The organism is Photobacterium sp. CCB-ST2H9, from assembly GCF_023151555.2.
In the GTDB taxonomy this organism is placed as follows: Bacteria; Pseudomonadota; Gammaproteobacteria; order Enterobacterales; family Vibrionaceae; genus Photobacterium.
This window is the reverse complement of sequence record NZ_CP100425.1, coordinates 2,426,039-2,447,596: the sequence shown is the minus strand read 5'-3', so window position 1 is coordinate 2,447,596 and position 21,558 is coordinate 2,426,039. Positions and strand designations below refer to the sequence as shown.

Here is a 21,558-nt window from a genome sequence, read left to right as displayed (position 1 = left end):
CGGGGCGGGGAAACTTCTGTTTCAGGGTATTTTTGTGAATCTCAATTATCATTGATATATCAATCAAATCTTAATGAAGAACAAATTGTGTTATGCCGCATTGTTATCTTATGAATTTATTGATTTTCCTCAGCCTGATGTCCTTGTCCACGCTGGCCGCTGCGGAAAAATTTGAGGTCAGCCGTTGTGCATCTTGCCATGAAAAAGAAGTACAGCAATGGCAGGGTTCCCATCATTTTCATGCCATGTCGCATGCTTCTGAAAAGACGGTTCTTGGTAATTTTCAAAACATCAAACTTCAAAAAGACAATTTACAGTTTCAGCTTCGCATTGATGATGGTGAGTATCTGGTTGAAATGAAGAGTGATTCTGGCGAGGTGGTCCGGTATCCGGTGCGCTATACCTTTGGGTACTATCCTTTGCAGCAATATGCAATTTCTGTGGGGAAGGGAAAAATTCAATTCATCCCTTTTGCCTGGGACAGCCGGTCAGAATCTGAAGGTGGAACACGATGGTTTGAGTTATATCCGGATCAAAAAACACATGATTTATTTCACTGGACTCAAATGGGGCAAAACTGGAATCAAATGTGTGCCGATTGCCACACAACTGATTTTCAGAAAAATTTCGATCCGAAAACCCAGCACTATCAGTCCACTTACAGTGCAGTAAATGTCAGCTGCGAAGCATGCCATGGCCGTAGCCAGCAACATTTGGAATGGACGGGGGGCAACTCTGAAATTTCACAAAAAGGTTATCCTCAATCGATCGGAAAACGAACGCTACTATTTGTTTCTCAGCCCAATGGTCAGATGAAAGCAATGACAGAGTTGAAAGAGAGCCGGCAGGTTGCCGTGTGTGCCACTTGTCATGCACGCCGGACCCAACTGTCAGACAGAACAGCACCGCATCATTTTTCGCAAGACTATCAGGGCGCTTTGCTGACCTCAGACATTTATCATGTCGATGGTCAGATATGGCAGGAAGACTATGTCTGGGGCTCGTTTCTGCAAAGCAAGATGTATCAGGCTGGGGTGACTTGCACCAATTGCCACAATCCCCATTCCGGAGAAACGGTCCTGCCCGGCAATCAAACCTGTATCCAGTGCCACAGTGAAACAACCTATGACAATACCACGCATCACCGGCATGCCGCAGGTCGTGCCGGGAGTCAGTGTGTTGACTGTCATATGCCAGCCACGACTTACATGCAGATCGATTCTAGGCGTGACCATAGTTTTCGGATTCCGCGCCCCGATCTGACCGTCAAAACCCAGGCGCCGAATGCGTGCCAGCAGTGCCATGCTGATCAATCCGCACAGTGGGCTAGCCAGCAAATCAAAGCATGGTTTCCCCATAGCACGCACCGGTCTCCCGATCATTTTTCACTCACATTTCAGGCCGCGGATCAGGGGGCGCTCTCTGCTTCGGAGTCGCTGACGCGGATCGCCCAGAGCAGTCAGTATCCTGAGATTGTCCGGGCATCTGCGATTGTCCGGATGGCCGCTTATCCCGACAGAAATTCACAGGTCGCGATTGCACGCGCTGTCCGTGAAGATGAGCCTCTGAAAAGACAAGCCGCGATCAGTGCGACGGCTTTGTATCCCGTTGCTGAGCGCTATCGTTTACTGGCGCCATTGCTGGAGGATAATCGCGCACCCATCAGAGCCAGTGCGGCGCAAGCGCTGGCCCCAATGCTGACCATGCCGCATGTGATACAACTGACCGAGGCACAGAAATCTGTGCTGGAGCAGGGATTGGCGACTTATCGCGATATGCAGCGCTATCAGTCGGATCGTGGCTTTTCGTATGCAAATCTGGGAAATCTGGCTTTGGCGCTTGGGGAGATGGACGAAGCTGAGTCGCATTTTCTGGCAGCCATTGAAGTGGAACCGATTTTTATACCGGCTTATGTCAATCTGGCTGATGTATACCGGGTGAAAGGGGATGAATTGAAAGCGCGAGCTGTGTTGGATCAGGCGCTGAAGGTTCATCCGAACGAACCGAGCGTGTTGTATGCCAAAGCGATGAGCTGGGTACGAAGCGGGGAGAAAGTAAACGCAGCCCCGTTCCTGAAACGGGCGGTGGAATACTCGGAAGGGAACGCTGATTATCTCTATGCTTATGGATTATTACTGCAGGAACAGGGACAAACGCGCCAGGGGGTGGGGTATATGCATCAGGCGATGAAAGTCGCTCCCCAAAACCCAGAGATTTACTACACCGTGGTGCAGAGTTATCTTCAGCTGAAAGACTTTGATCAGGCGTTGTTTTATGCGCAGAAGCTGGCTCTGATGGTTCCCGGAAATGCGCAGATTCAGCAATTGATCCAACAGATTCAATTGATGCGCTCAGTACAACCTCGTACTGAGGGGTAATCTCGGGCTGTGCGATGAAACAGGATTGAAACTAGGTTGAGCCCCGGTAAAGGTTTTCCTGCAGAACAAAAACGCCAGTCCCGGAAGACTGGCGTGTAGGGGAGTTGCGTTGTCGTCAGCAGGATCAGGCTTTATGCAGATGAACTTCTTCGTCTTTCTCACCCGCTTTCGGGTCGTTAAAGCGTTTGATGTCCATCTCGTTCTCTGACTTGCCGACAATACAGGTCACGACACTGTCACCGGTAATGTTGACCGCAGTACGGATCATATCCAGCAGTCGGTCCACACCCATAATGATGGCAATACCTTCAACAGGCAGACCCACCTGGTTCAGAACCATGGCCAGCATGATCAGACCCACACCCGGTACACCGGCTGTGCCGATAGAGGCCAGGGTGGCTGTCAGGATCACGGCCATGTAGTCACCCATGGTCAGATCGACGTTGAATGCCTGCGCAATGAATGCGGTCGCAACACCCTGCATAATTGCGGTGCCATCCATATTGATGGTTGCACCCAGTGGCACGGTGAATGAAGCAACTTTGTTGCTGACACCCAGACGTTTGGTTGCCGTTTCCATCGTTACAGGAATGGTCGCATTAGAAGAGGCGGTGGAGAAAGCGAACATGACCGCATCTTCCATCTTCTTGAAGAAAGTGAACGGGCTCAAGCCGGAGAACACTTTCAGCATCAGGCCATAAGTCACCAGAGCGTGCAGCATCAGGGTGCCGCTCAGAACCATGAAATAGCTGATCAGGTTCTTGATAGCATCCAGCCCCAGACCTGTGAACAGCTTCGCCATCAGGAAGAACACACCATAAGGGGCAATGTGCATCAGCAAAGCAACCAGCTTCATGATCACTTCGTTCAGATCGGCAAAGATACCGGCAATGCGTTCACCCGCTTTTCCGGCAGCGCTGATTGCAATACCAAACAGCAGGGCAAAGACAATGATTTGCAGTGTATTACCTTGTGCCATGGAGTTAATCGGGTTCGTCGGGAACATACCGATAATAACTTGGCCCAGAGATGGCGCTTCTTTGGCAGCAAAAGAGGTTGCAGCGGCAAGGTCAGCCCCTTCACCTGGTTTGAACAGCGTACCCATGGTCAGGGCGAGTGTGATAGCGACCGCTGTTGTGGTCAGGTAAAAGGCAAGGGTTTTTCCGCCCAGACGGCCCAGGGTGCTGATGTCGCTCAGGGTGCTGGTACCGCACACCAGAGAAACAAAGACCAGTGGCACAACCAGCATTTTCAGGCTGGCAATGAAGATAGAGCCACCGACTTCAAACAAACCATTGACGATATAGTCGTGTACAAAAGGGACGTCCGCGAAAAGCGAGCGGATAACAAATCCAGTCAAAATACCCGCAACCATGCCGATAATAATGCGGGTGGTCAGGGACATTTTTTTGTTTTGGGTTTTCATGAAAGAACACTCCTTATTATAAGTTGCTCTGTTTACTGCTCTATTCTTTGAGCTTCAGAGCGCGGAGCAGATTACCAGTTCCGGTTACGAAGTCGTGGTGTAAAATCAATGTCATGATTTAAAGCTTGTTTGAGATCACACTTTATTGAGCTGTTTGTTACTTAATGCTCATATCTTTTAACAAAACAAAAACCTTTTGGTTGCTTTGTATACTGATATAGCAAGCATTTTTTGGTTCGATCGTCTGTTCTTTGCGAATAAATCAAAAGCAATTTCTGTCGGGTATCTGTTCCTTGCTCTGGAACGGAAGATATGAAACGGGCAGGGTTGATGTGAAAGGGAGATCGAACAGAATAAAAAAGGAGCTTTCGCTCCTTTTTTGTGTTCAATTTGTGCGGCGATAAATTACATCACTCGCATCCCAGGCTGGGCACCATCATGGGGTTCCAGCAGCCACAGGTCTTTACCGCCAGGGCCAGCAGCCAGGATCATGCCTTCAGACATGCCAAACTTCATCTTCCGTGGTTTGAGGTTTGCAACCACCACGGTCAGCTTACCGACCAGATCTTCCGGATTGTACGCTGATTTGATGCCAGAGAAGACCTGACGGGTTTCACCGCCGATATCCAGCTGGAATTTCAGAAGTTTGTCTGCTTTCGGTACAGACTCACAGCTGATGATTTTAGCAATGCGCAGATCCACTTTGGCAAAGTCGTTAAAGTCGATTTCATCTGCAATGGGCTCATCAATCAGCGGGCCGGCAGCCGGTGGGGTTGCAGCGGCTTTTTCTGCAGCAGCATCTTCTTTTGATGCTTCGATCATCGCTTCCACGTGCTTACTGTCAATGCGGTTGAACAGTGCTTTGAACTTGGAGATTTCATGGCCGGTCAGTGGCTGTGCAATCCCTTCCCAGGTCAGCGTTTCGTTCAGGAATGCTTCAACACGCTCAGCCAGTTTTGGCATGACAGGCTTCAGGTAAGTCATCAGAACCCTGAACAGGTTGATACCGACAGAGCAGATTGCCTGCAGCTCAGCATCTTTGCCTTCTTCTTTCGCGACAACCCATGGGGCTTTCTCATCCACATACTGGTTGGCTTTATCCGCCAGCGCAGTCACTTCCCGGATGGCACGGCCAAACTCACGGTTTTCGTACAGTTCTGCAATGCGATCGGCAGCAGCAGCGAATTCCTGATACAGTGCCGGTTCTGCAAAGCTGTCAGCCAGCTTGCCGTCGAAACGCTTGGTAATAAAGCCAGCGTTACGGGAAGCCAGGTTGACGATCTTGTTCACCACATCGCTGTTTACGCGCTGGGTGAAATCTTCCAGGTTCAGGTCCAGATCATCAATCCGGTTGTTCAGCTTGGCAGCGTAGTAGTAACGCAGGCACTCAGGATCCAGGTGATTCAGATAAGTGCCGGCTTTCACGAAAGTCCCTTTTGATTTGGACATTTTCGCGCCGTTCACTGTGACATACCCGTGAACGAAGACATTGTTCGGCTTGCGCAGACCGGCACCGTCCAGCATTGCCGGCCAGAACAGGCTGTGGAAATACACAATGTCTTTACCGATGAAGTGGTACAGCTCAGTGGAACTGTCTTTGTTCCAGAACTCGTCGAAGTTCAGGTCGTCACGTTTGTCGCACAGGTTTTTGAATGAACCCATGTAACCAATGGGTGCGTCCAGCCAGACGTAGAAGTATTTGCCGGTTTCACCCGGGATCTCAAAGCCGAAGTAGGGCGCATCACGGGAAATGTCCCACTGCTGCAGACCACCGTCGAACCATTCCTGCATTTTATTGGCTGTTTCTTCCTGCAGCGCGCCCGACTTGGTCCATTCTTTCAGCATGGATTCAAACTGCGGCAGATCGAAGAAGAAGTGGACGGAGTCTTTCATCACCGGCGTCGCACCGGAAACCGCTGATTTCGGGTTAATCAGATCGGTCGGGCTGTAAGTTTCGCCGCAGTTATCGCAGTTATCACCGTACTGGTCTTCTGCTTTACATTTCGGGCAGGTGCCTTTCACGAAACGGTCCGGCAGGAACATTTCTTTCTCTGGGTCGAACAGCTGAGAAATGGTGCGGCTGGTAATAAAGCCGTTTTTCTTCAGTTCGGTATAGATGAAAGAAGACAGCTCGCGGTTCTCTTCAGAATGCGTACTGTGATAGTTATCAAAACTGATATCGAAGCCAGCAAAATCCGCCTGGTGCTCTTTGCTCACTTCGGCAATCATCTGCTCTGGCTCCATCCCCATCTGTTGGGCCTTGAGCATGATTGGTGTGCCGTGTGCGTCGTCTGCACAGATGAAATGAACTTCGTTGCCGCGAAGGCGCTGATAGCGCACCCAGATATCCGCCTGGATATGCTCAAGCATGTGGCCAAGGTGGATAGAACCGTTAGCGTACGGCAGGGCGCAGGTCACCAGAATTTTTCTTGGGTTTGCAGCCATATTTCTCTATTCGCTCATGATGGGTAAAAAAGATATTAAGCCTTGAATACTACCCCAAGGCAGGCGTGATTCATAGTCTGACAATTGCAGCTGTCTGCGATGGAAAGTGGTAGGATAACAACAGCGTATTTCTACAACGGAGCAGGTAATTCCAATGTCGAATCATCCCGTGGGTCCATTTGCGGATAAATCAAGCTTATGTACCTGGCTGAATCAGTTCACCCACCCTTGGCTGCAGCATGAATGGGCAGACACACCGGGAATCGTTCAATGGCAGGGCGGCGGGCAGCTCAGCATTACGTTGCCTTTTGCAGCTTCGAGTGTGGCCGGTGCACTGGCCGACTGGATTGGCGATCAACAGGCAAAACAGCGGGTGAGCAATCTGAACGTGACGATTTCGGTCAGAGTGGCTCCGCTCGCAGCTGGCGGGAAGTCGCCACTCAAAGGTGTGAAAAACCTGCTGGTAGTCAGTTCCGCTAAAGGTGGTGTCGGTAAATCGACCACCGCAGTGAATCTGGCGCTGGGTTTGAAGGCGCTCGGAGCCAGAGTCGGGTTGCTGGATGCGGATATCTACGGGCCTTCAGTACCGATGATGCTGGGGGCTGCCGATGAAAAACCATCTTCACCCGATGGCAAAATGATGTCTCCGGTCGAAGCACATGGCCTGTACACCAATTCCGTCGGTTATCTGGTGCCAGCCGAAAATGCCACAGTCTGGCGCGGTCCGATGGCATCAAAAGCACTGTCGCAAATCGTGAATGAAACCTTGTGGCCGGACCTCGATTATCTGGTGGTGGACATGCCGCCGGGGACCGGGGACATCCAGCTGACAATGGCTCAACAGATGCCGGTGACCGGTGCTGTCGTGATTACTACGCCGCAGGATCTGGCGTTGGCCGATGCCATTAAAGGGGTCAACATGTTCCATAAGGTGAATATTCCTGTGCTGGGAGTGGTCGAGAACATGAGTTACCACGTCTGCAGTGCCTGTGGTCATCATGAACCGATTTTCGGAACCGGCGGCGCAGAGAAGATGGCACGTGATTATGCGATTCCGTTGCTGGCACAATTGCCGCTGCATATTCAGATCCGTCAGGATATCGATCAGGGGTTGCCGACAGTTGCCGCTTCTCCGGACAGCGAGCAGGCGAAAGCTTATGTTGAACTGGCCGGTCGGGTTGCCAGCCGACTCTATTGGCATGGGCAACCAGTGGCAGAGCAAATCAGTATCAAAACGCTGTAATTGTAGATGATGTAACTATTTTCACCTGGGTTGTCGTTGCATTTGCATCATGCTTTGCGATTAAGATCGCATTTGCTCTGGCATCCCAGGCACCAACTCCTTATAATCGTGCGGTTTATTTTTTACCTCCAGTATAGTGCTGACACATTTTGTCAGCGATTTGCTGCCTTTGAGTAAAAGACCCGCTAGATTATCTTACAGGTGCTTTCTGATATGTCTGAACATTCACACCAGTGCGTTATTATCGGGATTGCAGGCGCGTCTGCATCCGGTAAAAGTTTGATCGCCAGAACCGTTTACAATGAGTTGAAAGAAAAAGTAGGCGATCAACAGATCGGTGTTATTACGGAAGATTGTTACTACAACGATCAAAGTCACCTGAGCATGGATGAGCGGGTCAAAACCAACTATGACCATCCGAATGCGCTGGACCATGATTTGCTGTGTGAGCATCTGGAAACCCTGATTCGCGGTGATGCAGTTGAAGTTCCTCAGTACAGTTACAGTGAACACACGCGTACGCAGGAAACCACCACGCTGACACCGAAGAAAGTGATCATTCTGGAAGGGATTCTGCTGCTGACGGATCCGCGTCTGCGTGATCTGATGCATGCAACCGTCTTTATGGATACGCCGCTGGATATCTGTCTGCTGCGCCGTTTGCAGCGTGATGTGGCTGAGCGCGGCCGGACCATGGAATCAGTTCTGCAGCAGTACCAGAAAACGGTTCGCCCAATGTTCATGCAGTTCATTGAACCCTCAAAGCAATATGCGGATATTATCGTTCCGCGTGGCGGTAAAAACCGGATTGCAATCGATGTGCTGAAAGCACACATTGCCCGCTTGCTGAAAGCGTAAAAAGCAGAAAGGCTGACGCAGGTCAGCCTTTTTTGTCTCTGGCCCCGGAGGCAAATCACAAGCGGCTGAGTCAAGCAAAGATAGACCTGATGCAGCACGCTCGTTATAGTGTCGGCACGTGAATATACCCAAGTGACCTGAATGTTTTTTCAGAGGTGATTTGGGTATATTTCTGACTGTTTTTGAATTTTTGCCCTGGAGAGACCCCGCAACATGAGACTCTGTGACAAGGACATTAAGACTTATCTTGATGAAGGTAAAATCAGTATTGAGCCACGCCCGTCAAACGATGTGATCAGTGGCCTGACCGTGGATGTGACACTTGGCAACAAGTTCCGTATTTTCAATGACCACGGCGCACCTTATATCGACCTGTCCGGGAAGAAAGAAGATGTTGCGGCTCAGATGGACAAAGTGATGAGCGATGAGATTGTCGTGGAAAACGGCGATGCTTTTTTTCTGCATCCGGGACAGCTGGCGCTGGCCGTGACGCATGAATCCGTCACATTGCCGGACAATATTGTCGGCTGGCTGGATGGCCGTTCTTCGCTGGCGCGACTGGGTCTGATGGTGCACGTGACTGCACACCGGATTGATCCGGGCTGGGAAGGCCGAATCGTGCTGGAATTTTATAACAGTGGCCGTCTGCCGCTGGCGCTGCGCCCGCACATGCCGATTGGTGCCCTGAGTTTTGAGATACTGTCGGGCTCGGCAGAAAAGCCTTATAACAAAAGGGCCAACGCCAAGTACAAGAATCAGCAGGGTGCGGTGGCCAGCCGGATCAGTGAAGACGAGAAAAAACACGGCTGATTTTTGGTCTCAAGTTCATTAAATTGCATTCTGTTTGATAAGGTCACCTTAACGGTGGCCTTATTTTTTGCTTTAATGAAGCCGGTATTTTGACATTTTTTGTTGGCATTTTTTTGTGCTGTGAGCAAAAAATCTAACTCCCCTGGCACAGGTTCCTGAGGACAAAATGAAGAAAATTCTCTATTTGCTACTGGCGATTGTCGTGGTGGTCGTCGTGGGTATCGGCGTTTTAGTAACGCTGATCGATCCGAATCAGTTCAAACCCCTGATTGCAGAACAGGTGAAGAAAGCCACGGGTCGGGATCTGGTGATGGAAGGTGACATCAGCTGGCGTTTCTTCCCGAGTATTGGTTTTGATATTGGCCGCACGGAATTCCGGAACCCGGAAGGGTTCGCCGAGCCAAATCTGGTGCAGTTTAATGAAGCCGGTGTGTCCGTCTATGTATTGCCATTGTTCTCACATCAGCTGGAAGTGGGCAAGGTCACTTTAAAAGATGCCCGTGTCTTTATTCAGACACGCAAAGACAGTGTCAGTAACCTGGATGGTCTGACTGGCGAATCGGGTTCAACCGCCCAGCCGGCACCGGAAAGTAGTCAGACAGAACCGCAACCGCAGCCAGCCGGTGACGGTGAACCGGTGGTTGAAGGGGAAACCGCAACCGGCGAGAAGTGGGTGATTCGTCTGGCAGGTATTGCGCTGGAGAATGCCAGTGTCAGTATTCGTGATGACAAAGCCGGTACGATGACGGCACTGGATTCGCTGAACCTGAATCTGAGTCAGTTTGCGCCGGGTGAATGGGCTGATTTGAGTTTTGATCTGGCCGGACAAAATGGTGCGATGCGCTTTACCGCTCAGGGTAAAACGGGCTTACAAATTGCGGAAACCCTGGATGATGCGTCACTGCGCAATACGGAATTGTCTGCCAGTATGACGGAAGCCGGGACGAAGCTGGAAAACGTCACGGTGAAACTGGACAAATTCACGCTGGGTGACTGGGGTGAAGTGTCTCTGGCTGCCAAAGGGCAGGTACCGGATCTGGCTTTTGATGCCTCCGGTAAAATGCGTCTGATGGTGAATCAGGACAAGAACAAAGTTTCGGTTCAGGGGCTTGATCTGAATTCCTCGCTGGAAGGGGCAACGCTGCCGCGTCCGAGCATGACGGTCGGTATTGCCGGTGATGCTGAATATGATCTGAAAGCCAGTCTGGCGAAGCTGAGTCAGTTTATCCTGAAAGCAGACGAGCTGGCTCTGAAAGGGGATGCGTCTTTCAAACAGGCTGCGATCCCGGTGATCCGGTTTGATCTGAACAGCGACGAAATCAACGTGGATAACTGGATTGGCAGCCCGGAAGAAGCGTCTGCGGAATCAGGACAGGCGGAGTCCGGACAAAAGCAGTCGGCTTCGGCGGAGCAACCAGCTTCACCTGCAGCACCGGCAACTGCCAGTGATCAGGAGCCGGATCTCTCGGCACTGAAACAGTTCGACGTTGCCGGAACCGTGAAAGTTGGCCGGTTTGTGGCGGCAAATGCCAAACTCAGCCATGTGGATCTGTCTGTTGCAATCAAGAACGGTGTACTGGATCTGAATCAATTTGCGGCGGAGCTGTATGACGGCACGATTGCTGCTAAAGCCCGTCTGGATGCGACGGGTAAGCTGCCGGTTTATCAGGTCACTAAAACTATCAAAGGGGTTCAGGTTCAGCCGCTCCTGAAGGATGTTGCGGATAACGATATTCTGGCGGGTACAGGAAATATTGAAGTCGAAGTGAAAGGCAAAGGCCTGGCGGAATCTCGTCTGAAGAAAAACCTCGACGGTACTGTTGCCATCAACTTTGCGGATGGTGCAGTGAACGGCATTAATATTCCGAAGATGATTCGTGATGCCAAAGCGAAGTTAAAAGGCAAGTCTGATTCTGCAGGTGATGAAGCGAAGAAAACCGACTTCTCTGCGATGACGGCGACTTTCGTCCTGAAAGACGGGAAAGCTTCCACCAACAATATGTATCTGGCTTCGCCGCTGTTGCGTGTGGATGGCCGCGGAAATACTGATCTGATCGAACAGACGTTGGATTTCCAGATTGATACCTCACTGGTTGCCACCAGCAAAGGACAGGGCGGTAAATCGGTTGATGAGGTGGCAGATATTACCGTCCCGCTGGATATTACCGGAACCTGGCTTGCACCCGACTATAAGGTGAATTTCAAGGAACTGGTGAAGCGGAACAGTGAGCTGGATAAGCGCGCGAAAGAGCTGGAAGCCAAAGCGAAGAAAGAAGCAGACCGGCTGGAAGAAAAAGCCAATAAGGAAGTTCAGCGGGGTCTGGATAAACTGCTGGGCGATAAATCCAAAGATGACAAAGTCCAGAAAGCCGCAGATAAATTGCTAAAAGGTTTGTTTAACTAATTATCTGATTTGTCTGATGAAAACGGTCAGTTGCTTATGCGGCTGGCCGTTTTTTTGTGACGGGACGTTACCTGTGTCCTTCATTGGCGCACTGTTCTGATACAATCGGGAAAAAATTTGTGGAGAACAGTTGGTGGATTCAGTCACTCAAGCCGCTTTGGGCGCTGCGGTTGCCGGCATGATTGCCGGACGGAAAGCATCGCCGAAAGTGCTGGTGGCCGGCGCGATGCTCGGCACCATTCCGGATTTAGATGTTCTGATTGATTACGGTGATCCTGTTTCAGACATGGTAAAACACCGGGGCTTCAGTCATTCATTGTTTGTACTTTTTCCGTTTTCTTTTCTGCTGACGCTCTGCTGGCAGCGGTGGCGGCCAACACAGTTTGGTTTTGGCCATCTGTGGTGTCTGGTGGCAGCCTGTTTGATCACGCATCCGTTACTCGATGCTTTTACGGCCTACGGAACCCAATTGTTCTGGCCTATGCCTGTCAGTGTGGCGATCTCCAGTATTTTTATCATTGACCCGCTCTATACGCTGCCCTTACTACTGACGTTGCTGGCGGCGCTGATCTGGCGTGAACGGATAGCCAGCCTTTGCCGGGCGGGGATCATTCTGTCCGGGATTTATCTGGCCTGGTCGGTCGCGGCGCTTCATCTGATTGAGCACAAGGTCGAGAAACAGCTTGCCGGGACGGCACTGGAGGGACAGCCGGTATTGGTGACTCCCACGCCATTCAATACGGTGTTGTGGCGTATCGTTGTGCTGGATAACGAACAGTACTGGGAAGGGCTGTCTTCTTTACTGGATGGCAGCCACGACGTGGCTTTTATCGTCAAACCCCGCGGTCACTGGCCGGAAGACGTTGCAAAACCGACAACCTTACAGGCGCTGGAAACCTTTACGGATCGTTTTGTGCGCTATGAAACGCAGGACGAGCAGTTGATTGCCACAGATCTGCGTCTGGGCATGGTCGACTATCTGCCTTTTCGCTTTGTTTTTGCCAGCAAAGATGAGCACCAGGACTGGCAGTTGCAACGTCCGGTTCAGCTGGAGAGCCCGTCCGTTCGAATGAAGCATCTGCCATCGCTCTGGCTGAGGCTGCTGGGAAGTCAGGATATCAATGCCGATCTCTGCCATGTTTCAGAGACCTGCCAGGCCACAGCAGCCCGTCCGTTATCCGGGTAATTACCAGTCCACGCCTTTGCGGGCTTTGATACCGCTCTCAAAGGCGTGTTTGACATTCCGCACTTCAGACACGGTGTCCGCCATATCCGTCAAACGGCGGTGGGCCCCGCGACCGGTGACGACGACCGATTGTTCTGGCGGTCGGCGTGCAATCGTCTCCAGGACGTCTTCAATATCCAGATATCCATAGGTCAGCATATAGGTGAGTTCATCCAGCAGCACCACATCATAGCTGTCATCGGTGAGCATCTTTTTACATTCAGCCCAGGTTTTTTCTGCGGCCAGCGTATCAGCAGTTTTGTCCTGAGTGTCCCAGGTGAAGCCGGTACCCATGACTGCAAATGTGACCCCGAGTTTTTCCAGCAGATTCCGCTCGCCATTATCCCAGGTGCCTTTGATGAACTGGCCTACACCACATTTCTGGTCATGCCCGACTGCACGGGCAATAGTGCCGAATCCGGATGTCGATTTCCCCTTACCGTTTCCGGTAATCACCAGCAGGATGCCTTTTTCTGTCTGGGCGGCGGCGACACGGGCATCCACTTCATCTTTTACTTTCTGTTGTCTGGCTTTGTAGCGATCCTGCTTGTTCTGTTCGTCTGCCATGAGTTTCTCTTCGTTGCCGTTTGATTTGGAAAACCATCATTCTGAGGGAGGCAGTTTTGAGGTGCAAGGATTAACCTCATTGATTTCAGCAGCTCGTATTGCGAGGGGGATGTTGTGAGAGGGGCGACCGAAGCGATCCGGCGCTCGCTTGCAGGGGATGTAAACAGCGAGCGCCGGAGGAAGCTTGAACGATGGGATTAGTGTTGCATTAACATCCGTTTGGCTTCCAATTCCAGGTTTTTATACGGCTGCCCAGAAACAGACACGCCAACGGCCTGTATGACACCGCCTTTGAAATCACCCGGTGATTTATAGAGGGCGCTGACCGCATCGCCGCTGTCATAGCCGACACATAGGCCGTCGCCCGACAGGGTAAATTTCGCGGGTTGCGTTTTCATTTCACCAGAAGCTACTTCTTTGTCATTGATGTAGAGCTGGGTTTTACCCAGAATCTCACCATTCTCACCTGTGCCTGTTTTTTCAAACGCCATGCCCAGCGTGTACTTACCGGGTTTCAGTTCTTCTGACGATTCAAAGACCTGCTCAGGCTGAATGCCCAGGAAGTTATAGACGTAATACAGTTTTTTATCTTTCAGGAACAATGAATGGCCTCCGAAACGGGAACCATGGGCAAAGATGACCCCTGAGGCGTTTTCATCTTTGATTTCCACATTGGCAAGAATTTTATAAGAACGGCCCCGAATGTTCACGGCGACCCCTTCCGGGACCGGTGCTGTATCGGGGTAGTACACGTAAGTGTCTCTGGGGGCTTCTTCAGATGGCCGTTCAATGCCGAGAACTTCAGCAGCACTGCGGTCATCTAAGGGAAGCACATTGTTTTTCTTGGCTTCTTCAAACCAGGTGTCGACCAGTTCTTTCAATTTCTCCGGATTTTCTTTGGCTAAGTTTTTAGATTCAGAGCGATCTACTGCCACGTGATAAAGCTCCCATTCGTCTTTATCAAATTGACCGTGACCCGTCAGTGGCGAATGGATCGCAGAAGCTTTCCAGCCATCCTTCCAGATACCGCGTGTACCGAGCATTGAATAGTATTGAACTTTTTTCTGGGTTGGATCATCCGGCTTCGCATCAAAGGTGTAAACCATTGAAACGCCTGAGAGCGGATACTGCTCAACGCCATGATTCACTTTGGGCATTTCATTCCCGGTAATTTCCAGAATGGTCGGGACGATATCGACCGAATGGTGGTACTGATGCCGTATTTCCCCTCTCGCCTTGATGCCTTTGGGCCACGAAATGATGAGGGGGTCAGCGGTCCCGCCCGCAAATTGTGAGTAGCGTTTGAACATTTTAAATGGTGCTGAAAACGCTGCAGCCCAGCCGGTCGGATAGTGGTTGTAGGTATCCGGTGAGCCGAGGCTGTCCAGATACTTCAGGTTTTCTTTGATGTCATCGGGGTAGTTATTAAAGAATTTGTTTTCATTCACTGAGCCGTTTTCAGTCCCTTCGCCAGAAGCACCATTGTCGGCAGCATAAATGATGATGGTATTTTCCAGCTGTTTCGTCTCTTCAAGGTAGTCAATGATACGGCCCACCTGAGCATCGGTGTATTCTGAAAAACCGGCATAGACCTCAGCCATTCTGGCGAAGAGTTTTTTCTCATCATCACTCAAGGTATTCCAGGGGCGGACATGATCAGCTGGGTTTGCCTGATCTTTGGGCATGGGGTTCATGGGCGTGTTGACGGTGCCTTCAGGCAAGATGCCTTTTTCGATCATTTTTTGGGTCACCCATTCCCTGTATGCATCATAGCCATCGTCAAATTTACCTTTGTATTTGTCTGACCATTCTTTCGCGACATGATGCGGTGCATGGTTGGCGCCCGGGTTAAACCACATATACCAGGGTTTGGATGGGTTGGTTGCATTCTGGTTTCGCAGCATTTTTATTGCCTGATCAGCCAGATCTTTTGACAGATGGTAGCCATCTTCCGGACTGTAAGGTGCATCAATAAAGCGGTTATCTTCAACTAAATCCGGATACCAGTTATTGGTCTCGCCGCCCAGAAATCCGTAAAAGCGATCGAATCCCTGTTGAGTCGGCCACTCTTTGCGGGTGGCGCCCGGTGCAACATCCTGCTCCGGAACATTATGGTTCTTACCGATCCAAAAGGTACTGTATCCATTGTTTCTTAAGACTTCGGCAATGGTTGTGACCTGATCCGGGAAGCGGCCACTGGCACCGGGAAATCCATTTGCGGCTTCCGTAATGGCTGCCATCCCGTTTAAGTGGTGATTTCGACCGGTTAGAAGGGTAGAACGGGTTGGTGAGCACAGGGCCGTTGTATGCCATTGGGTATAAGTGAGGCCGTTTTGCGCGATTCGGTCAAGCGTCGGCATATTGATTCTGCCACCATAAGGTGACCAGGCACCCAAGCCGGTATCGTCGTAGAGGACAAATAAAATATTGGGAGAACCTTCTTTGGCCTTTTTCGGGGTGAAAGGTGTCCAGTCTGCTTTCGAATCTCTGACGTCAAGCTCCATTGTTCCCTGAAACCCTGCATTGACAGGGATCCCCATGTCATCGACAGCCGGGGCCGGGCTTTCTTCGGAAGCATGTGCCATGAACACACAAAGTGAGCAGGCCAGGCTCAGTAAAAGCTGTTTTGGTTTCATGTGTGAGCTCCATGTTGAATTGATGGCAGGTTCCTGTTGGAAGCTGTCACGGGCGTTGTGACCAGAGCCCGTGAAAGAGACACGCATCAAATACTGTCTGAAATTTTAGGAGTCAGGCGACAGGACGCTGTATCGCTTTTCAGAACATTGAGTCAATAATCAGTGATGAAACTGTCCTGGACTTCGTTTCAGCGGCCGGGATAATCCCCGTGCTGAACAGGCGCAGGCTCTCAAGGATTAGTCACTGGCAACATCCGGGTCTTGCTATACTTTTAGCGTCCAGGTGAAGTAAAACGGGCAGGTGATGTTGTGAAGTACTTACTCTTAATCTTGTGTATGGCCGTGCTGATACTGAGCGGGTGTGCCAGCAATCCCTACGGGAACAGCTATGGCCGATCTCAGGCTCAGCATATTCAGCAAGTGAAATACGGCACCATTGTCCAGATTGACCCTGTGACGATTCAGGGCGAGCAAAATGTCGCCGGTACGATTGCAGGGGCAGCCATTGGTGGTCTGATTGGTTCGACGGTCGGGGGCGGTAAAGGTTCTGATATCGCCGCAATTGGTGGTGGTCTGCTGGGTGGTTACGCCGGTAACAAAGCCTCACAAAGTATGTCTGAAAGCAACGGGGTAAACCTGACCATCAAACTCGATTCCGGCGACACCATTGCCATCGTTCAGGCTGCCGATCCCAATATGGTTTTCCGTGTCGGTCAGAAAGTCCGGGTGAATATCTCAGGCAGTACCGCAAGAGTGGTACCGAACTAAGCGGTACCCGCCTTTCGACTTTTCTGCTTCTCAGAACTGTCTATTGATTCTGACGGACCAGCACAGCCATACGATGTAATTCTGTGAGCAGACCATGTAGTCCTTTTTTCATCGGTTCATTGGCTTCCAGAACGCCATCTTCTTTGATGTATTGCTGATAAAAAGCAATCGGAACGGATCCGGACAGCGTCATGTTATTGACTGCGGACAGTAGCAGCCGCAGAGCCTGTGTAGAACGCAGTCCGCCTGAGACCCCGCCGTAACTGACAATCCCAATCGGCTTTCCGGCCCATTCTTTTGCCAGAAACTGAATGGCATTGACCAGAGCGGCCGGCGGGAAATAATCGTACTCCGGGGTGACAAAGACAACCGCATCTGCGGCACTGACTGTCTGGCTCCAGGCTTGGGTGTGATCTTTGGTGTATTTCTGCTGAGCCGGGTGCTCAGGTTCATCGAGCAATGGCAGATTCACGGTTTTCAGATCCGCGAACATCACGTCAAAGGTGCCCGCTTGCCTGGCTTCCTCCAATACCCAGTGTGCGACGGGCAGGCCACCCCGCTTGGGACGGGTGCTTCCGAAAATGATCAATAACTTAAGCATATCCTTCCTTCATGCATGCTGATGAGCTGTGTGATTTGAAATGTAGTCTATTTCAGACGCTTTTGACGCCGGGAATGAGGTACCGCCGGGTTGGATGTATCGGCGCCATCCGAATTGAGGGGAAACGGGTAGTTGATGGCTGTCCAGCGACCGGTTGCACAGAATATGACCATGAACACATAATGAGCAGAAAAATCTTTGGGGCTTGCACGGGACGTCTATTCTCGGAAAGAAGCATATTCCGGAAGGAAGCATATGTTGGTTGTCTGATGAGTGATTGCGCGTGAAAAGCATCACACATCGATATTTTGGGTCGTTCACGGATTGAACAATGGGGACATAGCATGACAGATTTAGAGCTTACGCATATTGCCAGCCAGGTTGTCAGCAATACCAAGTTCTGGATTGCGCTGGTGGGGGTTGTCGGTGCAATCATCGGCTCTATCGTTGCGATATTGGGGAACATGTCGCTGGAATGGTATAAAAACCGGGATCAGCGAAAGATTGACCAGGCCCGCCAGCTGACGCTGCAAACGATTTTGGAGCAGTCCGAATCGGGTTGGTGCGATCTGTCTGCTCTGGCTGCCGTCATTGGTTGCAACGAAGAGCAGACAAAAACACATCTGATTCAAATCCATGCTCGGGGATCAGAGCATTTTCCGGGTAAATGGGGGCTGATATCACGCTGTCCATTACATGAAATCAGCCCGGAAGCAATCAGACAGGCCTCGCTCAAGCCATCGGTATGATATCTATGAAATACGTTCTTACTGTATTGCTCATTTTGCTGGGCGCTGTTTCAGTCTATGCCAGTCTCGATCGTCAGGCCGATAACGCCGACAATAAGAAGGACAAGACAATGGATACGGAAACGAAGTTGTTGCAGGTGAATGATATCGAAATGCTTTATCTGAAAACCAATCCGCCGCAGCTGGAGATCAAGGTTGCCGGATTTGCTTCGACACTGGGGTGGGACAACGTCCGGCTGAACCCGTTTGTGTATGTGGTCGCGCCGCTTGACGGCATCTATGAGTTTGATTTTGTCGCTACGCCTCCGGAAGGCTTTGCCGCTGAGGCCATCATGCCTGTGGAAGCGAACTTCATTATGCAGAGTGTTCCGAGTGACCTGAAAGGCATTCGGGTCTACGCATCGAGCAATCAGCTGGAAAAATTGCTGACTGAAAGCATTCAGTATGCCGGGTCTGATTCTAACTGATGAAATCCAGAAGCTGATGCTTTTCTGTCGAATAAAAATGGAGGCGATGTCTCCATTTTTATCTGGGATTCAGCGGGTTAAGATGCCCCGTTCACGGCAAGAGATTTTGCCAGTGTCGCGTTTATCCGACGAATCAAGACCCAGTGCCAGATCCAGAATACAATGGCGATGAAACCTGCAACCGAGCCGATCTGGTTGGGGAGCAAAGACAGGATTTGTGCGCCGCACCAGACCATGCCAATCGAAAAACCGAACGACTGAATTCCGGAAAGCGCGGAGTTCACCTGTGCCTCGGCGGCTAGGGAGAGCGGGACACATTTCTGATAATGAAAAAATCTTCAATGAAATTATACGGAAGCAGAAACATCAGCCACACACTCCGGGGACTGGCTTGTTGTGAGGATGGCGAGACCAATTCCAGTGATCGCATCAAATCTTTCGCATACAGGTAGACCAGAAAAAAGAAGAGTGCCGCCGTGATGACGAAGCCTGCATTCCCCAGCATTCTGAACTCGCCGAGAATACCGCCCGGATTGTCGGGATAAAAGAACGGGTACAACAGCCCGATACCCACCGGAATACTGAGAAGCACTTTCAAGCACGTGAACATGGTTTTCCCTCACCTGGTCTGAATCGACACATTGATTGACATAATGCGCAATAGTGTGCACATCGTGGCATGAATGGGTTTCAAAGGAAACGAAATTCATACAGAGATTTGTAAGTGTGAGGGATGGTATTGCCTCTTGAAAGGAATCACGGGCATATGTTTCCCCGCCTTGCAATCCAGCTCAATCAAGGCATAGTCTTTCTATCAGGTTCATTGAATGATATGAATGAGGAAAGCATGGCAACAGGAAAGATGCCTTCTGTGTTAGTTGTTTGTATGGGCAACATTTGTCGTTCGCCCACCGGTGAGGCGGTGCTGAGAGCCCGGGCACAGGCGGCGAGTATGGCAATCGAAATTGATTCGGCAGGCACGATTGGTTATCACCAGGGAAACCCGCCGGACAACCGTGCCCGTGCTGCGGGAGAGGCGAGGGGATACAGTTTCAAAGGCATGCGCGCCCGGCAGGTGATAGCGGAGGATTTTGAACGGTTTGACCTGATCCTGGCGGCGGACCGGCAAAATCTGTCGGATCTGATGGCGATATGCCCTGATGAACATCTGTCGAAACTGGCCTTGTTTCTGGATTATGCCGATGTTGCGGAAGATGAGGTGCCAGACCCTTATTATGGCGGCGATCAGGGTTTCGAATATGTGCTGGATCTGGTCGAGCTGGCTGCAGAGGGTGTGCTGGCGAGTCTGAAAAACCGATGACATTCACGTTAGGGCAGAAACGCCCGGCATAAAAAAGCCCGCATTGAATGCGGGCTTGTTTGATTCAGAGCACAGGGGGATTAACCCAGCGTATCTGTAGCGACTTTATAGGTCGGGTCTTCCATCACATTGACTTCCACCAGATCACCCGCCTTGCGCAGCAGGCTGCGGCATTCCGGACTCAGGTGGCGCAGGTGCAGGGTTTTGCCTTCTTTGGCATAACGCTCTGCAATGGTATCGATCGCTTCAATGGCAGAATGGTCTGCAACCCGGGAATCGGCGAAGTCGATGATCACATCTTTCGGATCTTTGGCGGCATCAAACAGTTCCAGGAAATGCGAGACGGAACCGAAGAACAGCGGGCCGTTCAGGTGATACACCTTGCTGCCGCTTTTATCTGTTTTGCTTTCTGCATTGATGTGCTTGGCATGTTCCCACGCGAATACCAGTGCAGAGTAGATGACACCCACAAAGACAGCAATGGCCAGATCAGCCGCAACCGTTACACAGGTCACCAGAATAATGGTGAAGAAGTCGTGTTTCGGTACTTTGCGCGCCATCTTGAAGCTGGCCCATTCGAAGGTACCAATCACGACCATAAACATCACACCAACCAGCGCAGCCAGCGGGATCATTTCGATCAGGTCGGATCCGAACAGGATGAACAGCAGCAGACCAATGGCAGCCGTGATTCCCGACAGACGACCACGGCCACCAGAGTTAATGTTGATCATTGACTGACCAATCATCGCACAGCCACCCATCGCCCCGAAGACGGAACAGGTGACGTTGGCCAGGCCCTGACCGACACATTCACGGTTGCTCTGACCACGGGTCCCTGTCATTTCATCCAGGACCGTCAGGGTCAGCAGTGATTCAATCAGACCTACAGCTGCCAGAACCACAGCATAAGGCAGAATGATATACAGAGTTTCCAGTGTCAGCGGGACAGTTGGCACCGAGAAGGTTGGCAGGGAACCTGCCAGTGTGGCTTCGGCATTACCGCTCATACTGCGGACAAAGTCGATCACGGTACGGGTTTCCAGATCCAGACCATGGACCAGACCGGTGACCACCAGAATCGCAACCAGAGAGGATGGAACGGCTGTCGTCAGCTTTGGCAGAAAATGAATAATCATCATGGTCAGCAGGACCAGCCCACCCATGATGTAAAGTTGTGTGCCTTGCATCCACTCCAGCATGCCGGATGCATCCGGAACTTTAAATTGTCCCAGCTGTGCCAGGAAAATCACAATTGCCAGACCGTTCACGAAGCCAATCATGACCGGGTGTGGGACGATGCGGATAAATTTACCGAGCTTGAGTATCCCGGCAAGAATTTGCAGTAAACCAGCCAGCAGAATGGCGGCAAAAAGGTACTGGATACCGTGTTCGGCCACCAGACTGACCATGACGACGGCCATGGCGCCGGTTGCGCCGGAGATCATCCCCGGACGGCCACCTAAGGTTGCTGTTACCAGGCCCACGATGAAAGCGGCATAAAGGCCGACCATCGGGTCGACACCGGCAACAAAGGCGAAAGCTACAGCTTCCGGCACCAGTGCCAGGGCGACTGTCAGCCCCGAGAGCATGTCATTTTTGACAGACTGGTGTGTAAACTTGGGAAATTCAAACATTGTCGTTTCTGTCTTTTTTCTGA

The 21,558-nt window shown here is 51.0% G+C and carries 18 protein-coding genes; 10 read left to right on the top strand and 8 right to left on the bottom strand.

From position 1 onward, the window contains the following. Positions 1-110 precede the first annotated feature (110 nt). Positions 111-2,378, top strand: coding sequence for a tetratricopeptide repeat protein (locus tag L4174_RS11385; RefSeq protein ID WP_248140979.1), 2,268 nt, complete (start codon positions 111-113; stop codon positions 2,376-2,378). Positions 2,379-2,502: 124 nt separating this feature from the next. On the opposite strand, the gene L4174_RS11380 is transcribed toward L4174_RS11385, so the two are convergent. Then, a complete protein-coding gene (locus L4174_RS11380) occupies positions 2,503-3,804 on the bottom strand; it encodes a dicarboxylate/amino acid:cation symporter (protein ID WP_248140977.1) in 1,302 nt (433 codons plus the stop codon). Between the two features lie 405 nt (positions 3,805-4,209). After that, a complete protein-coding gene (gene metG, locus L4174_RS11375) occupies positions 4,210-6,249 on the bottom strand; it encodes a methionine--tRNA ligase (protein WP_248140975.1) in 2,040 nt (679 codons plus the stop codon). Between the two features lie 154 nt (positions 6,250-6,403). Between metG and apbC the strand changes: the two genes are divergently transcribed. From apbC to L4174_RS11350, 5 genes are all read left to right on the top strand, one after another. Then, entirely contained in the window at positions 6,404-7,492 is a 1,089-nt protein-coding gene (gene apbC / locus L4174_RS11370; RefSeq protein ID WP_248140973.1) for an iron-sulfur cluster carrier protein ApbC, read from the top strand. 213 nt (positions 7,493-7,705) lie between these two features. Beyond that, positions 7,706-8,350, top strand: a complete 645-nt coding sequence (gene udk, locus L4174_RS11365) for a uridine kinase (RefSeq protein WP_248140971.1) — start codon at positions 7,706-7,708, stop codon at positions 8,348-8,350. A gap of 213 nt (positions 8,351-8,563) precedes the next feature. Beyond that, positions 8,564-9,160: a dCTP deaminase gene (gene dcd, locus L4174_RS11360; RefSeq protein ID WP_248140970.1), complete on the top strand. Its 597-nt coding sequence runs from the start codon at positions 8,564-8,566 to the stop codon at positions 9,158-9,160. A 166-nt stretch (positions 9,161-9,326) separates the two neighbouring features. Continuing rightward, positions 9,327-11,564 (top strand): AsmA family protein, encoded by a 2,238-nt coding sequence (locus L4174_RS11355; protein WP_248140968.1) that lies wholly within the window; start codon positions 9,327-9,329, stop codon positions 11,562-11,564. Positions 11,565-11,697: 133 nt separating this feature from the next. Beyond that, entirely contained in the window at positions 11,698-12,750 is a 1,053-nt protein-coding gene (locus L4174_RS11350; RefSeq protein ID WP_248140967.1) for a metal-dependent hydrolase, read from the top strand. On the opposite strand, the gene cobO is transcribed toward L4174_RS11350, so the two are convergent. Beyond that, on the bottom strand, positions 12,751-13,356 hold the full coding sequence (cobO, locus tag L4174_RS11345) for a cob(I)yrinic acid a,c-diamide adenosyltransferase (RefSeq protein WP_248140966.1): 606 nt from the start codon (positions 13,354-13,356) through the stop codon (positions 12,751-12,753). A 197-nt stretch (positions 13,357-13,553) separates the two neighbouring features. Continuing rightward, on the bottom strand, positions 13,554-15,992 hold the full coding sequence (locus L4174_RS11340) for an arylsulfatase (protein WP_248140963.1): 2,439 nt from the start codon (positions 15,990-15,992) through the stop codon (positions 13,554-13,556). Positions 15,993-16,328: 336 nt separating this feature from the next. Here L4174_RS11340 and L4174_RS11335 point away from each other — a divergent pair, with 336 nt between their 5' ends. Next, on the top strand, positions 16,329-16,760 hold the full coding sequence (locus L4174_RS11335; protein WP_248141693.1) for a glycine zipper 2TM domain-containing protein: 432 nt from the start codon (positions 16,329-16,331) through the stop codon (positions 16,758-16,760). Between the two features lie 40 nt (positions 16,761-16,800). Here L4174_RS11335 and L4174_RS11330 read toward each other — a convergent pair whose 3' ends face one another. Then, a complete protein-coding gene (locus tag L4174_RS11330; protein ID WP_248140961.1) occupies positions 16,801-17,361 on the bottom strand; it encodes an NADPH-dependent FMN reductase in 561 nt (186 codons plus the stop codon). A 344-nt stretch (positions 17,362-17,705) separates the two neighbouring features. Here L4174_RS11330 and L4174_RS11325 point away from each other — a divergent pair, with 344 nt between their 5' ends. Together L4174_RS11325 and L4174_RS11320 are read left to right on the top strand one after the other, a co-directional pair. Then, positions 17,706-18,110, top strand: coding sequence for a hypothetical protein (locus L4174_RS11325; RefSeq protein ID WP_248140960.1), 405 nt, complete (start codon positions 17,706-17,708; stop codon positions 18,108-18,110). A gap of 5 nt (positions 18,111-18,115) precedes the next feature. After that, the gene (locus L4174_RS11320) at positions 18,116-18,577 is read left to right on the top strand and encodes a hypothetical protein (protein ID WP_248140959.1); all 462 of its coding nucleotides are present in this window, start codon (positions 18,116-18,118) and stop codon (positions 18,575-18,577) included. A gap of 77 nt (positions 18,578-18,654) precedes the next feature. Here L4174_RS11320 and L4174_RS11315 read toward each other — a convergent pair whose 3' ends face one another. Both L4174_RS11315 and L4174_RS11310 read right to left on the bottom strand, forming a co-directional pair. Beyond that, positions 18,655-18,861 (bottom strand): hypothetical protein, encoded by a 207-nt coding sequence (locus L4174_RS11315; RefSeq protein WP_248140957.1) that lies wholly within the window; start codon positions 18,859-18,861, stop codon positions 18,655-18,657. Positions 18,862-18,875: 14 nt separating this feature from the next. Next, complete coding sequence (locus L4174_RS11310) at positions 18,876-19,187, bottom strand: hypothetical protein (protein WP_248140955.1); 312 nt, start codon at positions 19,185-19,187, stop codon at positions 18,876-18,878. A 252-nt stretch (positions 19,188-19,439) separates the two neighbouring features. Here L4174_RS11310 and L4174_RS11305 point away from each other — a divergent pair, with 252 nt between their 5' ends. After that, a complete protein-coding gene (locus L4174_RS11305) occupies positions 19,440-19,898 on the top strand; it encodes a low molecular weight protein-tyrosine-phosphatase (RefSeq protein WP_248141692.1) in 459 nt (152 codons plus the stop codon). An 80-nt stretch (positions 19,899-19,978) separates the two neighbouring features. On the opposite strand, the gene L4174_RS11300 is transcribed toward L4174_RS11305, so the two are convergent. Then, the gene (locus L4174_RS11300) at positions 19,979-21,535 is read right to left on the bottom strand and encodes a SulP family inorganic anion transporter (RefSeq protein WP_248140953.1); all 1,557 of its coding nucleotides are present in this window, start codon (positions 21,533-21,535) and stop codon (positions 19,979-19,981) included. Between the last annotated feature and the right edge of the window lie 23 nt (positions 21,536-21,558).

Excerpts from the sequence above, each read along its gene's own strand:
- L4174_RS11385 (WP_248140979.1), top strand. The coding sequence starts at position 111 with ATGAATTTATTGATTTTCCTCAGCCTGATGTCCTTGTCCACGCTGGCC.
- L4174_RS11380 (WP_248140977.1), bottom strand. The coding sequence starts at position 3,804 with ATGAAAACCCAAAACAAAAAAATGTCCCTGACCACCCGCATTATTATC.
- metG (WP_248140975.1), bottom strand. The coding sequence starts at position 6,249 with ATGGCTGCAAACCCAAGAAAAATTCTGGTGACCTGCGCCCTGCCGTAC.
- apbC (WP_248140973.1), top strand. The coding sequence starts at position 6,404 with ATGTCGAATCATCCCGTGGGTCCATTTGCGGATAAATCAAGCTTATGT.
- udk (WP_248140971.1), top strand. The coding sequence starts at position 7,706 with ATGTCTGAACATTCACACCAGTGCGTTATTATCGGGATTGCAGGCGCG.
- dcd (WP_248140970.1), top strand. The coding sequence starts at position 8,564 with ATGAGACTCTGTGACAAGGACATTAAGACTTATCTTGATGAAGGTAAA.
- L4174_RS11355 (WP_248140968.1), top strand. The coding sequence starts at position 9,327 with ATGAAGAAAATTCTCTATTTGCTACTGGCGATTGTCGTGGTGGTCGTC.
- cobO (WP_248140966.1), bottom strand. The coding sequence starts at position 13,356 with ATGGCAGACGAACAGAACAAGCAGGATCGCTACAAAGCCAGACAACAG.
- L4174_RS11340 (WP_248140963.1), bottom strand. The coding sequence starts at position 15,992 with ATGAAACCAAAACAGCTTTTACTGAGCCTGGCCTGCTCACTTTGTGTG.
- L4174_RS11335 (WP_248141693.1), top strand. The coding sequence starts at position 16,329 with ATGGCCGTGCTGATACTGAGCGGGTGTGCCAGCAATCCCTACGGGAAC.
- L4174_RS11330 (WP_248140961.1), bottom strand. The coding sequence starts at position 17,361 with ATGCTTAAGTTATTGATCATTTTCGGAAGCACCCGTCCCAAGCGGGGT.
- L4174_RS11325 (WP_248140960.1), top strand. The coding sequence starts at position 17,706 with ATGACAGATTTAGAGCTTACGCATATTGCCAGCCAGGTTGTCAGCAAT.
- L4174_RS11320 (WP_248140959.1), top strand. The coding sequence starts at position 18,116 with ATGAAATACGTTCTTACTGTATTGCTCATTTTGCTGGGCGCTGTTTCA.
- L4174_RS11310 (WP_248140955.1), bottom strand. The coding sequence starts at position 19,187 with ATGTTCACGTGCTTGAAAGTGCTTCTCAGTATTCCGGTGGGTATCGGG.
- L4174_RS11305 (WP_248141692.1), top strand. The coding sequence starts at position 19,440 with ATGCCTTCTGTGTTAGTTGTTTGTATGGGCAACATTTGTCGTTCGCCC.
- L4174_RS11300 (WP_248140953.1), bottom strand. The coding sequence starts at position 21,535 with ATGTTTGAATTTCCCAAGTTTACACACCAGTCTGTCAAAAATGACATG.